Source organism: Streptomyces sp. NPDC001532, from assembly GCF_040298625.1.
Classification (GTDB): domain Bacteria; phylum Actinomycetota; class Actinomycetes; order Streptomycetales; family Streptomycetaceae; genus Streptomyces.
The window spans coordinates 361,733-374,446 of the sequence record NZ_JBEPAL010000002.1; the positions used below are offsets into that span (position 1 = coordinate 361,733).

Below are 12,714 nucleotides of genomic sequence, written 5' to 3' on the forward strand. Positions count from 1 at the left end.
GAACCAGCGCCGAGCCCCGCCACCCCCCGCGCAAGGGCCGAGCGCAGGGACCGAGCACCGCGCCCAGCGCAAGGGCCGACCACCCCGCCGACCCCCGCGACCGAACCAGCGCCGAGCCCCGCCACCCCCCGCGCAAGGGCCGAGCTCAGGGGCCGAGCGCCGTGCCCCAGCGCCGCTCAAGCGCCGTTCGAGCGGACCGCCGACAGTGGGGCCGGTGCCGGGGCGGAGGTCGCCGCGGGGGTGGAGGAGCGGCTGTGGGAGTTCTGAACGGCAGATCCGCGCTGGTGACGGGCGCGGGCCGGGGCATCGGACGGGCGATCGCGGTACGGCTGGCCGCCGAGGGCGCGCTGGTCGCGGTCCACTACGGGCGCAGCGCCACGGCCGCCGCCGAGACGGTCGCCCTGGCGGAGAAGGCCGGCGGCCGTGCCTTCGCGGTCGGCGCCGACCTGGCCGCGCCCGGCGCCGCCCGGCGGCTCTTCGAGCGGTACGACGCCGAGCTGGCCGCGCGCGGCGCCGGGCCCGGCCTGGACGTGCTGGTGAACAACGCGGCCGCGCATCTGCTGGGCCGGGTCTCGGACGTCACCGAGGAGACCTTCGAGACGCTGGTCGCGGTGAACGTGCGGGCCCCGCTGTTCCTCACCCAGGAGGCGCTGCGCCGGATGTCCGAGGGCGGGCGCGTGGTGAACGTGTCGTCCGGGGTGACGCGGATGGCGTACCCGGACTCGGTCGTCTACTCGCTGTCCAAGGGCGCCCTGAACACGATGACGCGGACGGTCGCGCAGGACGTCGGCCCGCGCGGCATCACGGTCAACGCGGTCCTGCCGGGGTTCGTGGAGACCGACATGAACGCCTTCCTGCGCGCCACGCCCGAGGGCGCCGCCGCGCTCGCCCGGTGGTCGGTGTTCGACCGGATCGGCCTGCCCGACGACATCGCCGACGTGGTGGCGTTCCTGGCCTCCGACGCCTCCCGCTGGATCACCGGGCAGTGCATCGACGTCAGCGGCGGCTCACGGCTGTGAGCCACGGCCGGAGCACCGCCGTACGCCGGTCCCGGCCCCTTCCCGCCTCTTCCGCCCCATCCCGCCCATCCCGCCCGAGAGGGACCCCATGGAATTCGGAATCTTCAGCATCGGCGCCCTGGGCCCCGATCCGCTGACCGGCCGCACCGCCACCGAGGGCGAACGGCTGCGGGACGTCGTCCTGTTCGGCGAGCTGACCGAGCAGGCCGGCCTGGACGTCTTCGCGGTCGGCGAGCACCACGACGGCCCGTTCGTCACCAGCTCGCCCACCGTGATCCTGGCGCAGATCGCGGCCCGCACCACGCGGCTGCGGCTGAGCACCGCGGTGACCCTGCTGACCACGCTCGACCCGGTGCGGGTCGCGGAGGACTTCGCGACGCTGTCGCAGCTGTCCGGGGGCCGGGTCGACCTGATGATCGGCAAGGGGGTGTCGTGGCGCACGTTCCCGCTGTTCGGCCGCCACCCCGACGACCAGCAGGCGCTGCTCGCCGAGAACCACCGGCTGCTGCGCACCCTGTGGCGGGAGGAGGACGTCGACTGGACCGGGCGGTTCCGCACCCCGCTGCGCCAGGTGACCACCCTGCCCCGGCCGTACGGGCAGCCGCCGGTCATCTGGCACGGCGCGGTGCGCAGCCCCGAGACGGCCGAGATGGCCGCCCGGTACGGCGAACCGCTCTTCCTGAACAACCTGTTCGGGCCGCGGGAGCACTTCGGCGCGCTGGCCGACCACTACCGCCGGGCCTGGGCGGCGCACGGCCACGCGCCCGGGCGGGCGGTCGTCGGCGCGGGCTGCCAGCTGCATGTGGCGCGGCGCAGTCAGGACGCGGTGCGCCGGTTCCGGCCGTACCACGCGCAGTGGCTGGCCTCGCGCGGGATGCCGGCCGGGCCCCGCGCGCTGGAGCGGGAGATGGCGTCGACCACGCTGACCGTCGGCAGCCCTCAGCAGGTGACCGAGGCGGTCCTCGGCTTCCACGAGCGCTACGGCCATCAGCGCCAGTTGTTCGCCCTGGACATGCCCGGCATGCCCCGCGACCTCGTCGCCGAGCAACTGGACCTTCTGGGCGGTGAGGTGGTCCCGGTGCTGCGCGCGCGGACCGGCGGTGCGGCGGGGCGGGCGACCGCGGACACGGGGAGCCGGTGACCATGGGGATGCGCTGGCAGCCGGTGGGGGTGTGGGAACTGGTCGGTTATCACGAGGTCGGCGCCGACGGGTCGGAGGCACCCGGACCGCTCGGCACCGAGCCGCGGGGGATGCTGGTGTACACCGCCGACGGGCATATGACGGTCAGCATGATGCGGGGCCCCGGCGACGCGTCCGCGGGCGAGACGTTCATGGGATACGCGGGGCGCTGGTTCCTGGAGGGGGACCGGATGACGCACCGGGTGGCGGTGAGCGCCCATCCGCACCTCGTCGGCACGGACCAGCTCCGCGAGGTCCGTCTCGACGGCCAGGACCTGCTGCTGTCCGGCACCGCGCTGATCGGCGGCCGGCCCCGGAACCGCCGGCTGCGCTGGCGCCGGGTCACCCGGTAGGCGTGTCGTCCGGGGAGCGCCACAGCGCGACGGCGGCCACCGCGGCGGCCAGCAGGGACACCGCGCCGCCGGCCGCCAGCGCGGACCGTACGCCGAAGTCGTCCGCGAGTCGTCCCAGGAGCAGCGCGCCCAGCGGGGTGGAGCCCTGGAAGACGAGGATGTAGAGGGCCAGCACGCGGCCCCGGTAGGCGGCCTCGGCGCCCAGCTGGATGCGGTGGTTGGCGGCCTGGGCGAAGTAGAGCATGGCGAAGCCGGTGCAGAAGAGGACGGCGACGGCCGTGCCGTAGGTGGGGGCGAAGGCGCACGCGGTCTCCAGGGCGCCGAACGCGGCGGCCGAGACGACGACCGGCCAGGGACCGGGGCGGCCCCGGCGGCCGGCGGTGACCAGCGCGGCCGGCAGCGAGCCCGCGGCGAGCGCGCTGCTGAGCAGGCCGAAGGAGGCCGCGTCGGTGTGGAACTCGGTCTTGGCGAGCAGCGGCAGGGTCAGCGGGAAGGCGAACCCGAAGGTGCCGACGGCCGCGGCCACCCCGAGCGGCAGCACCAGGTCCCGCCGTCCGAGCACGTACCGCAGTCCGTCGCGGACCCGGGCGGGCCCCGGCCGGGCGCCTTGCCGGTGCAGTTCGGCGGGGCGCATCAGGGCGAGGGCGCCGACGGTCGCGCCGTAGCTGAGGGCGTTGACGGCCATGACCGGCGCCGTGCCCCAGTGGGTGATGCACACTCCGGCGACGGCGGGACCGGCGACGCGGGCGATGTTGAAGTAGGCGGCGCTGAGCGCGGAGGCGTTGGGCAGCAGTTCGGCTCCGACGAGCTCGGTGACGAAGCTCATCCGCACCGGTATCTCGACGGCGTTGACGGTGCCGAGGCCGAGCGCGCAGGCGTAGATGTGCCAGGTCCGCACCTCGCCGGTGGCGACGGCGAGGGCGAGCAGCGCGGCGAGGACGGCGGAGACCAGGTTGGCGGCCTGGAGGAGCCGGCGTTTGTCGTAGCGGTCGGCGAGCCGTCCGCCGTGCAGGGCGAGCAGGAGGATGGGGGTGAACTGGAGGGCGGTGACGGTGCCGAGGGCCGACGCGGAGTCGTCGGTGAGCCGCAGCACCAGCCAGTCCTGGGCGGTGACCATCATCCAGGTGCCGATCACGGACAGCACCTGGCCGCCCGCGAAGAGCCGGAAGTTGCGGACCGCCAGGGCTTTCAGCAGGCGCGGCGGGCCGGACGGCCGGTTCCGGCCGCGCACGGGCTGAGCGGTCACGCGCATCCCTCTCCGTCGGTCGTGCCCCCGGATGGTCCGGGGTCTGCCTAGAGCGCCGGTCGCGTGCGCCACCGGTTGATCCTCCTCAGTCTCCACTGCGGTACGCGGTCGTGCTCCAGCCCGGTTCTAGCCACCGGACACAGCCTGCGGCCGGTAACTCCGGTAGTGCCCGTGGTGAGTCCGAGGTGAAAGGAACAGCAGTCATGTCCTCAACGAACGCGAGCCGGTCATGAGCCGGCGCGTGGTGATCACCGGGATCGGTGTGCGGGCCCCTGGCTCCACCGGAACGAAGGCGTTCTGGGATCTGCTGTCGCAGGGCCGTACCGCGACCCGGGGCATCTCGTTCTTCGACGCCTCGCCGTTCCGCTCCCGGATCGCCGGCGAGGTCGACTTCGACCCCCGCGCCGAGGGGCTCGGCCCCCGTGAGATCCGCCGGATGGACCGCGCGACGCAGTTCGCCGTGGCCTGCACCCGGGAGGCGCTGGCGGACAGCGGCTTCGACGTGGGCGCGGTGGACCCGCACCGGGTGGGGGTCAGTCTGGGCAGCGCGGTCGCCTCGGCGACGAGCCTGGAGAACGAGTATCTGGTGATGTCCGACGCCGGCCGGGAGTGGGAGGTCGACCCCGCCTACCTGTCCGCGCACATGTTCGACTATCTCTCGCCCGGTGTGATGCCGGCCGAGGTGGCCTGGGAGGTCGGCGCCGAGGGCCCCGTGACGATGGTGTCCGACGGCTGCACCTCGGGTCTGGACGCGGTCGGTTACGGCGTCCAGCTGATCCGCGAGGGTTCCGCCGACACGGTGGTGGCCGGCGCCGCCGACACCCCGATCTCGCCGATCGTGGTCGCCTGCTTCGACGCCATCAAGGCGACCACCCCCCGCAACGACGACCCCGCGCACGCCTCCCGGCCCTTCGACGGCACCCGCAACGGCTTCGTGCTCGCCGAGGGCGCGGCCATGTTCGTGCTGGAGGAGTACGAGGCGGCCCGCAGGCGCGGCGCGCACATCTACGCGGAGGTCGGCGGCTACGCCACCCGCTGCAACGCCCACCACATGACCGGTCTGCGCAAGGACGGCCGGGAGATGGCGGAGGCGATCCGGGTGTCGCTGGACGAGGCCCGGCTGAACCGCACCGCCGTCGACTACGTCAACGCGCACGGCTCCGGCACCAAGCAGAACGACCGGCACGAGACCGCCGCCTTCAAGCGCAGCCTCGGCGAGCACGCCTACGACGTGCCGGTCAGCTCGATCAAGTCGATGGTGGGCCACTCGCTGGGCGCGATCGGCTCGATCGAGATCGCCGCCTCGCTGCTGGCCATCGAGCACGACGTGGTGCCGCCGACGGCCAACCTGCACGAGCCGGACCCGGAGTGCGACCTGGACTACGTGCCGCTGACCGCCCGCGAGCAGCGGGTCGACACGGTGCTGACGGTCGGCAGCGGCTTCGGCGGTTTCCAGAGCGCGATGGTCCTGCACCGCCCGGAGGTGGCCGGCGTATGAGCACCGTCATCACGGGGATCGGCGCGGCGACGCCGAACGGGCTCGGTGTGGAGGCGTTCTGGAAGGCGACGCTCGCCGGGCGGAGCGGCATCGGTGAGCTGACCGGCTTCGACGTGTCGAAGTACCCGTCCCGGCTGGCCGGGCGGATCACCGACTTCGACGCCGCCGAGCACCTGCCGAGCCGGCTGCTGCCACAGACCGACGTGTCCACCCGGTACGCGCTGGCGGTGGCCGCCTGGGCGCTGCTCGACGCGGACGTCGACGAGGAGTCGCTGCCGGACTACGACATGGGCACGGTCACCGCGAACGCCCTGGGCGGCTTCGAGTTCACCCACCGGGAGTTCCACAAGCTGTGGTCGAAGGGCCCGCAGTACGTGTCCGTCTACGAGTCCTTCGCCTGGTTCTACGCCGTCAACACCGGCCAGATCTCCATCCGCCACAAGCTGCGCGGGCCGAGCGCCGCGCTGGTCGGCGAGCAGGCCGGCGGCCTGGACGCGATCGGCCACGCCCGGCGCACCGTGCGCCGCGGCACCGGTCTGGTGGTGTGCGGCGGGGTGGACTCGGCGTTCGACCCGTGGGGCTGGGCCGCGCAGCTGGCGGGCGGCCGGGTCAGCACGGCCACCGACCCGGCGGCGGCGTATCTGCCGTTCGACGAGCGGGCCTCGGGCCACGTGCCCGGCGAGGGCGGGGCGATCCTCGTCGTGGAGGACGCGGAGGTGGCCCGCAGGCGCGGGGCGCCGCAGGTCTACGGCGAGATCGCGGGCTACGCCTCGACGTTCGACCCGAAGCCGGGCTCGGACCGGGAGCCCGGTCTGCGCCGGGCCGCCGAACTGGCCCTGGCGGACGCCGGGCTCGCCCCCGGTGACGTCGACGTGGTGTTCGCGGACGCCGCCGGGCTGGCCGACCTGGACCGGGACGAGGCGCGGGCGCTGCGCGAGGTGTTCGGCCCGCGGGGCGTGCCGGTGTCGGTGCCGAAGACGCTGACCGGCCGGATGTACGCCGGGGGCGGGCCGGCGGACGTGGTGACAGCGCTGCTGTCGATGCGCGACGGCGTCATCCCGGCCTGCGGCAACTCGACGCGGGTGCCGCAGGAGTACGGCATCGACCTGGTCACCGGCGAGCCGCGCACCCGGCGGGTGCGGTCGGCGCTGGTGCTGGCCCGGGGCCGCTGGGGCTTCAACTCGGCGGTCGTCGTCACCCGTGACGGCGACTGAGCCGGGCTTCCCGAAGACCATCCGCACACCCTTCCCACTCACAGGAGAGCGACCATGACCGAGCTGACCCTGGACGACCTGCGCCGTGTGCTCATCGCCTGCGCGGGCGCGGACGACGACATCGACCTGAGCGGCGACATCCTCGACGTGCGCTTCGAGGACCTGGGCTACGACTCGCTCGCGCTGATGGAGAGCGCGGCCCGGATCAAGCAGGACTACGGCGTCGACATATCCGACGACCTGCTCGGTGACGCGGAGACCCCGCGCATCCTGCTGGACGTGGTCAACGCGGTGGTGCCGGTGGCCGTCTGAACGGCCCGCACGGCCTGCCGGGGCCCGTGTCCCTCCGGGGACGCGGGCCCCGTTCGCTGTCCACGCGCACGACGGCGGGACGGCGGGACGAAAGGACAAAAGGGCAAAAGGACGAAGGGACGGCGGCCCGGCGGATGCCGGGCCGCCGTCCCTTGCGGGTGGCGGTCGCCGCGGGGGCTCAGTAGTTGCCGAGGCCGCCGCAGACGTTGAGGGCCTGCGCGGTCACCGCGGCGGCGTCGTCGCTCACCAGGTACTCGACCATGGCGGCCACCTCACGGGTCTCCACGTACCGGCCGAGCGGCACGCGGGTGGTGATGCGGTCGTGGGCCTCCTGCTCGGTGACGCCCCAGATGCCGGCGTAGTGGCCGCGCACCCGTTCGGCCATCGGCGTCTCCACGAAGCCGGGGCAGACGGCGTTCACGGTGATGCCGGTGCGGGCCAGTTCCAGTCCGAGCGCCTTGCTGAAGCCGACGACGCCGTGCTTGGAGGCGGAGTACGGCGCGGCGTGCACCACGCCCTGCTTGCCGCCGGTGGAGGCGATGCTGATGACGCGGCCGCGGCCCTTGGCGAGCATGCCGCCGGTGGTGAGCACTTCCCTGGTCATCAGGAAGACGCTGTTGAGGTTGGTGTTGATCACGTCGAACCACAGCTCGTCGGCGATCTCGGCGGTGGCGCCGCCGCCGCTGCGGCCGGCGTTGTTGACCAGGATGTCCACCGGCCCGAACCGGTCCACGGCGGCCCGCACGTACGCCTTGATCGCGCCGGGGTCGGCGACGTCGCAGACGGTGCCGTCCACCTCGTACCCCTCGTCCGTCAGCTCCTTGACGGTGGCCGACACCTGGTCCTGGCCGCGGGCGCACAGGTAGACGCGCGCTCCCCTCCCGGCGAGCCGCCGGACGACCTCCAGGCCGATCCCGCTCGTGGCTCCCGTGACCAGGGCCACCGGCTTGACCGCAGTAGTCATGTGTCTTCTCCCGTGTTCGCTGCGTGGGCTGGGTGGGCGACGCCCGACGAGGGTGGGCGGGGCTGCTCGCGCGCTGCTGGAAGGCGTCTGGAAGGCCCCTCGTCCGACGGAGGCTCCGGCTCCACCTGCGCTCGAGCGGGCGGGGTGACGCTGGCCGCGCCCTCAGGCCCCTATCCGATTTCGCGGAGGTCGATCGTGGAGACGGTCAGCAGCGCTTTCTACGCGCAGGTGCAGCACTTCTACGCCCGCCAGATGCAGGCGCTCGACAACGGCCGGCTGGAGGAGTACGCGGACTCCTTCACCAAGGAGGGCAGCTTCCAGCACACGCCCGGTGTCGACCCGGTGGTGGGCCGGGACGCGATCCTCGCCGAGCTGCGGTCGTTCCTGAAGAAGTACGAGGACGATCCGACGCGGCGCCGCCACTACTTCAACCAGATGGTCCTGGACCCGCAGGACGACGGCAGCGTGCGCTCGACCGTGTACGCGCTGATCGTGCGGGTGCGCCCGAACGAGCGGCCGGAGGTCTGGCCGTCCACCGTGGTGCACGACGTGCTCGACACCACCGACGGCGGCATCCTGCTGCGCTCCCGGTCCGTCAGCTACGACCAGCTGGTGTGACAGCGGCGCGCGGTGGGCACCCTTCGCCCGCCCGCGCGCCGTCTCCCCCGGGTGCCGCCGCTCAGGCGAGCACGTACGGCGCGGAGGTGGGTGCTTCCAGCAGGTGGTGGTCGTTGCTGAGCACGGCCTGCTGGAGCCGCTGCAACCGGGGCGAGGGCTCGATGCCCAGCTCCCGGACGAGGGCCTGGCGCAGCGACTGGAAGGTGTCCAGCGCCCGCCACGGGTAGCCCGCCCGGTACAGGGCGGTCATGAGCAGTGCGGACAGTGTCTCGTGCAGCGGCTGCTGCGCCACCAGCATCCGCAGTTCGCCGATGAGTTCGGCGTGCCGGCCGAGCCGCAGATCGGCGTCGAGCCGCATCTCCAGGGCACGGGAACGTTCCTCCTGCATCCCGATGGCCTCCATGCCGAGCACCTGGCCGACCGGTACGTCGGCCAGCGCGGGCCCCCGCCACAGCTCCAGCCCCCGGCCGAGCTGCGCGGCCGCCGTGTGCGGGTCCCCGTCGGCCAGCGCTCCCCCGCCGCGCCGGACGATCCGCTGGAACTCCGTGAAGTCACACGTCAGTTCATCGGGTACGAGGCGATAGCCGCCGTAGCACGTCTGGAGGACGTCCTTGGCGGTGCGGCCGGTCTGCTCGACTCCGGCCGCGGTGAGTTTCCTGCGCAGTTGCAGGATGTACGTCTGCAAGGTGGTGGCGGCGCTGCGCGGGATGCTCTCGCCCCACACCTCGGCCATCAGGGTCTCCACCTGCACGACCCGACCGGCCCTCAAGGCGAGCAGTGAGAGGATCTGCCGGGGCTTCCCGGCGGTCGGCACGATCGACGAGTTGTGCACACGCGCTTCGAGCGGTCCCAGAACTCTGATCTCCATGCCCTCGAGGATGGCAACGGGGCATGCCTTTCAGCCAGTGAAGCCAGGCTCGACCGAACCGTGAATATCTCACGCGCCGGGCGGGCGACCCCGGCGGTGTGCCGGACGGCTCGCGGGCGGTCCGCGTCGCATGGTGGCCCCATGACCGAGACCGCCGCCCGGACCCTGGCCGCCGCCCTTCTGCCCCTGGTCGGCGGCCCCGAGAACGTCACCTCCGTCGCCCACTGCATGACCCGCCTCCGCCTGGGTCTCGTCGACCGCGCCCGTGTCGACGAGGCGGCGCTGCGGGCGCTGCCGGGCGTCCTCGGCGTGGTGGCCGACGACACGTACCAGATCGTGCTGGGCCCGGGGACGGTGGCGCGGGTGACGCCGGAGTTCGAGGCGCTGCTCGCGCCGGAGGGCCGGGCGCCGGAACTGGCGGCGCGGGGCGAGGAGCTGAGGGCGGCCCGGCGCGAACGCAACGCGACCCCGCTGAAGCTGGCGCTGCGCCGGGTGGCGAACGTCTTCGTGCCGCTGATTCCCGCGCTGATCGGCTGCGGGGTGCTGGCGGGCGTGAACGGGTTGCTGGTGAACGCGGGCCTGCTGCCGTCGCTGACCCCGGCCCTGGCCGCGATCAGCTCGGCGTTCATGGCGCTGATCGCGGTGTTCGTCGGCCACAACACGGCGAAGGAGTTCGGCGGCACACCGGTGCTGGGCGGGGCGGTGGCGGCGATCGTCGTCTATCCCGGTGTGGCGAAGGTGACGGTGTCCGGCACCCAGCTGGCTCCCGGTCAGGGCGGCGTCCTGGGCGCGCTGGCGGCGGCGCTGCTGGGCACGTACGTGGAGAAGCGGCTGCGCCGCCGGATCCCGGCCGCGCTGGACGTCCTGCTCACCCCCACCCTGACGGTCCTCGTCACGGGTCTGGCGACGCTCTACGGCCTGATGTACGCGGCGGGCGCGGTCTCCACGGCGATCGGCACGGCCGCGAACTGGCTGCTGGCGACCACGGGCGCCCTCGCCGGCCTCCTCCTCGGCGGCCTCTTCCTGCCGTTGGTCATGCTCGGTCTGCACCAGGCCCTGATCCCCGTCCACGCCACGCTGATCGACGAGCAGGGCAGCACGGTCCTGCTGCCGATCCTGGCGATGGCGGGCGCGGGCCAGGTGGGCGCGGCGCTGGCGGTCTACGTCCGGATGCGCCACGACGCGTCGATGCGTACGACGATCAGGTCGGCGCTCCCGGCCGGGCTGCTGGGCGTCGGCGAGCCGCTGATCTACGGCGTCTCCCTGCCGCTGGGCCGTCCGTTCCTGACCGCCTGCGTCGGCGGCGCGGCGGGCGGCGCGTTCCTCGGTGTGTTCGCGATGCTCGGCGACACGGTCGGCGCGACGGCGATCGGCCCGTCGGGCTGGGCCCTGTTCCCGCTGCTGGCGGGCGAGCGGGGGCTGATGTCGACGGCGGCGATCTACGCGGGCGGCCTGCTGACGGGCTATGCGGTGGGCTTCGCGGCGACGTACGCGTTCGGGCTCAGGAGCGGTCGCCGGAGCGGTCGTCGGGAGCCGCTTCGAGGCTGGTGTGGAGGACTTCGCGGGCCTGTTCGGCGGCGCGGGTGATGCTGTCGCTGATGAAGTCGAGGAAGCGGGCGATGTTCTCCAGGCGGACGGCGGCCGGGGTCTGGGGCCCGAGGACGGCGGCGCCCTGGCGGGTGATCGCGACGAGCTGGTCGTTGGCCCGGGCGCTGGCGATCGTCGCCTGGTAGAACAGCTCGTTGTCGACCACGTAGCGGTCGCGGCGGCCCTCCGCGCGTTCCCGGCGGACGAGGGTCTGGCTCTCCAGGAAGGTGGTCGCCTTGGAGATGGACGCCGCGCTCACCTGGAGGCGCTGAGCGAGTTCGGACGCGGTGAGGCTGCCCGCGTCGGTGGTGAACAGGCAGGTCAGCACCCGCGCCGGCATCTTGCTCATGCCCGAGGCCATGAGGACGGTGGTGAGCGTCTCCTCGTACTCGGCGACGGCCTCGGCGTCGCGTCCGTGCGGCTGCGGGACCGCCGCGGTTCCGCGCGGTGCGGCGGGCCCGCGCCGGTGCGCGCGGCGCTCGGTGGCGCGGTGGGCCAGGTCGGCGCGGTAGGCGGTGGGGCCACCGTTGCGCATCACCTCACGCGTGACCGTCGAGGTCGGCCGGTCCAGACGGCGGGCGATCTCGGCGTAGGGGAGGCTGTCGGCCAGCCCCAGCGCGATCTGCTGGCGTTCCTGCTGGGTGAGCCTGCCTCCAGGCATCGCGTTCTCCTAGCTGATCTTCCGGCGCAACTGCCCCCACCATAGCGTTCAGCGTCACCCATTGCAATGAGAACGACTGCTGACGTTGCGTTACCGGCGAGCCGTTGCAACAGTTTTACGCCCTTGAACTGCATGAACACACTTCGAGTGCAACGAACTTGTTGCCACCTCTTGGAAAGCAACGTAGCTTTTCCAATGTCGGAAACAAGGAACGCACCACCGAGACCCCGGAGCCCACCATGCAGAAGTTCGCCACCACCGCCCCCGTCTCCGCCGTCCTCGCCGTCCCCGCCGGACGCATCCAGGTCATCGCCGCCGACCGCGCCGACACCACCGTCGAGGTCCTTCCGGCCGACCCCGGCAAGAGCCGCGACGTCCGGTCCGCCGAGCAGACCACCGTCAGCTACGCCGACGGAGTCCTGCGGATCCACGCTCCCGAGCCGAAGAGCCAGCTCCTCGGCGCCTCCGGTTCCGTGGAGGTCACCGTCCAGGTGCCCGCCGGCTCCCGCGTCGAGGCCAGGACCGCGAGCTCCGAACTGCGCTGCGTCGGCCGCCTCGGCGACATCGACTTCGAAGGCGCCTACCGCTGCATCAAGATCGACGAGGCCGCGAGCGTCCGCCTCACCGCGATCGACGGCACCGTCGAGATCGGCCGCCTGAACGGCCCGTCGGAGATCAGCACCGCGCGGGGCGACATCCGGATCGCCGAGGCGGTACGCGGCACGGTCGTGCTCAGCACCCAGGCCGGTGACATCACGGTGGCCGCCGCCGCCGGAGTCTCGGCCGCCCTGGACGCGGGCACCGGCCACGGCCGCGTCAGCAACGCCCTGAAGAACGACGGCACCACCGGCCTCGACATCCGCGCCACCACCTCCCACGGCGACATCACCGCCCGCAGCCTGTGACATCCGGGAAGAAGGAGAACTCCCTCATGACCACCCTGGCCATCGCGGCGAACGGGCTGCGCAAGTCCTACGGCGACAAGGTCGTCCTGGACGGTGTCGACATCTCCGTCCCGGAAGGAACGATCTTCTCCCTGCTCGGTCCGAACGGTGCCGGCAAGACCACCGCGGTCAAGATCCTCTCCACTCTCATCAGCGCCGACGGCGGTCAGGCGCAGGTCGCGGGCCACGACCTCGCGGCCGAGCCGCAGGCGGTCCGCGCCGCGATCGGCGTCACCGGCCAGTTCTCGGC

The 12,714-nt window shown here is 73.1% G+C and carries 14 protein-coding genes; 10 read left to right on the forward strand and 4 right to left on the reverse strand.

The window, feature by feature from the left end:
* Positions 1–254 precede the first annotated feature (254 nt).
* The 3 genes from ABT232_RS04285 (at position 255) to ABT232_RS04295 (ending at position 2,552) form a co-directional block, all read left to right on the forward strand.
* The gene (locus ABT232_RS04285) at positions 255–1,019 is read left to right on the forward strand and encodes an SDR family oxidoreductase (protein ID WP_351835596.1); all 765 of its coding nucleotides are present in this window, start codon (positions 255–257) and stop codon (positions 1,017–1,019) included.
* Between the two features lie 88 nt (positions 1,020–1,107).
* Positions 1,108–2,160: an LLM class flavin-dependent oxidoreductase gene (locus ABT232_RS04290; protein WP_351835599.1), complete on the forward strand. Its 1,053-nt coding sequence runs from the start codon at positions 1,108–1,110 to the stop codon at positions 2,158–2,160.
* Between the two features lie 2 nt (positions 2,161–2,162).
* Complete coding sequence (locus tag ABT232_RS04295) at positions 2,163–2,552, forward strand: lipocalin-like domain-containing protein (RefSeq protein WP_351835601.1); 390 nt, start codon at positions 2,163–2,165, stop codon at positions 2,550–2,552.
* Here ABT232_RS04295 and ABT232_RS04300 read toward each other — a convergent pair.
* A complete protein-coding gene (locus ABT232_RS04300; protein ID WP_351835603.1) occupies positions 2,542–3,798 on the reverse strand; it encodes an MFS transporter in 1,257 nt (418 codons plus the stop codon). The genes ABT232_RS04295 and ABT232_RS04300 overlap by 11 nt on opposite strands.
* Before the next feature lie 229 nt (positions 3,799–4,027).
* On the opposite strand from ABT232_RS04300, the gene ABT232_RS04305 reads away from it, so the two are divergent.
* From ABT232_RS04305 to ABT232_RS04315, 3 genes are read left to right on the forward strand one after another with little or no spacing between them, the layout of a single operon-like run.
* The gene (locus ABT232_RS04305; RefSeq protein ID WP_351835605.1) at positions 4,028–5,296 is read left to right on the forward strand and encodes a beta-ketoacyl-[acyl-carrier-protein] synthase family protein; all 1,269 of its coding nucleotides are present in this window, start codon (positions 4,028–4,030) and stop codon (positions 5,294–5,296) included.
* Complete coding sequence (locus tag ABT232_RS04310; RefSeq protein WP_351835608.1) at positions 5,293–6,510, forward strand: ketosynthase chain-length factor; 1,218 nt, start codon at positions 5,293–5,295, stop codon at positions 6,508–6,510. Before ABT232_RS04305 ends, ABT232_RS04310 begins: the two co-directional genes overlap by 4 nt.
* A gap of 54 nt (positions 6,511–6,564) precedes the next feature.
* The gene (locus tag ABT232_RS04315; RefSeq protein WP_351835611.1) at positions 6,565–6,822 is read left to right on the forward strand and encodes an acyl carrier protein; all 258 of its coding nucleotides are present in this window, start codon (positions 6,565–6,567) and stop codon (positions 6,820–6,822) included.
* A 178-nt stretch (positions 6,823–7,000) separates the two neighbouring features.
* Here ABT232_RS04315 and ABT232_RS04320 read toward each other — a convergent pair whose 3' ends face one another.
* Complete coding sequence (locus tag ABT232_RS04320) at positions 7,001–7,786, reverse strand: SDR family NAD(P)-dependent oxidoreductase (RefSeq protein ID WP_351835614.1); 786 nt, start codon at positions 7,784–7,786, stop codon at positions 7,001–7,003.
* Between the two features lie 195 nt (positions 7,787–7,981).
* Here ABT232_RS04320 and ABT232_RS04325 point away from each other — a divergent pair, with 195 nt between their 5' ends.
* Positions 7,982–8,404: a nuclear transport factor 2 family protein gene (locus tag ABT232_RS04325; protein ID WP_351835616.1), complete on the forward strand. Its 423-nt coding sequence runs from the start codon at positions 7,982–7,984 to the stop codon at positions 8,402–8,404.
* 61 nt (positions 8,405–8,465) lie between these two features.
* On the opposite strand, the gene ABT232_RS04330 is transcribed toward ABT232_RS04325, so the two are convergent.
* Positions 8,466–9,272, reverse strand: coding sequence for an AfsR/SARP family transcriptional regulator (locus tag ABT232_RS04330; protein WP_351835619.1), 807 nt, complete (start codon positions 9,270–9,272; stop codon positions 8,466–8,468).
* 141 nt (positions 9,273–9,413) lie between these two features.
* Between ABT232_RS04330 and ABT232_RS04335 the strand changes: the two genes are divergently transcribed.
* Positions 9,414–10,859 carry a PTS transporter subunit EIIC gene (locus ABT232_RS04335; protein ID WP_351835622.1) on the forward strand — a complete coding sequence of 482 codons (1,446 nt, stop codon included), beginning with the start codon at positions 9,414–9,416 and terminating at the stop codon, positions 10,857–10,859.
* On the opposite strand, the gene ABT232_RS04340 is transcribed toward ABT232_RS04335, so the two are convergent.
* Entirely contained in the window at positions 10,774–11,520 is a 747-nt protein-coding gene (locus ABT232_RS04340) for a GbsR/MarR family transcriptional regulator (protein ID WP_351835624.1), read from the reverse strand. The genes ABT232_RS04335 and ABT232_RS04340 overlap by 86 nt on opposite strands.
* A gap of 239 nt (positions 11,521–11,759) precedes the next feature.
* On the opposite strand from ABT232_RS04340, the gene ABT232_RS04345 reads away from it, so the two are divergent.
* Positions 11,760–12,425 (forward strand): DUF4097 family beta strand repeat-containing protein, encoded by a 666-nt coding sequence (locus tag ABT232_RS04345; protein ID WP_351835627.1) that lies wholly within the window; start codon positions 11,760–11,762, stop codon positions 12,423–12,425.
* A gap of 26 nt (positions 12,426–12,451) precedes the next feature.
* On the forward strand, positions 12,452–12,714 hold a 263-nt coding region (locus ABT232_RS04350), incomplete at its 3' end, for an ATP-binding cassette domain-containing protein (protein ID WP_351835630.1).

What these genes read in the sequence shown, in the direction of transcription:
- ABT232_RS04290 (WP_351835599.1), top strand. Translation starts at nt 1,108, where the DNA reads ATGGAATTCGGAATCTTCAGCATCGGCGCCCTGGGCCCCGATCCGCTG.
- ABT232_RS04295 (WP_351835601.1), top strand. Translation starts at nt 2,163, where the DNA reads ATGGGGATGCGCTGGCAGCCGGTGGGGGTGTGGGAACTGGTCGGTTAT.
- ABT232_RS04305 (WP_351835605.1), top strand. Translation starts at nt 4,028, where the DNA reads ATGAGCCGGCGCGTGGTGATCACCGGGATCGGTGTGCGGGCCCCTGGC.
- ABT232_RS04310 (WP_351835608.1), top strand. Translation starts at nt 5,293, where the DNA reads ATGAGCACCGTCATCACGGGGATCGGCGCGGCGACGCCGAACGGGCTC.
- ABT232_RS04315 (WP_351835611.1), top strand. Translation starts at nt 6,565, where the DNA reads ATGACCGAGCTGACCCTGGACGACCTGCGCCGTGTGCTCATCGCCTGC.
- ABT232_RS04320 (WP_351835614.1), bottom strand. Translation starts at nt 7,786, where the DNA reads ATGACTACTGCGGTCAAGCCGGTGGCCCTGGTCACGGGAGCCACGAGC.
- ABT232_RS04330 (WP_351835619.1), bottom strand. Translation starts at nt 9,272, where the DNA reads ATGGAGATCAGAGTTCTGGGACCGCTCGAAGCGCGTGTGCACAACTCG.
- ABT232_RS04335 (WP_351835622.1), top strand. Translation starts at nt 9,414, where the DNA reads ATGACCGAGACCGCCGCCCGGACCCTGGCCGCCGCCCTTCTGCCCCTG.
- ABT232_RS04340 (WP_351835624.1), bottom strand. Translation starts at nt 11,520, where the DNA reads ATGCCTGGAGGCAGGCTCACCCAGCAGGAACGCCAGCAGATCGCGCTG.
- ABT232_RS04345 (WP_351835627.1), top strand. Translation starts at nt 11,760, where the DNA reads ATGCAGAAGTTCGCCACCACCGCCCCCGTCTCCGCCGTCCTCGCCGTC.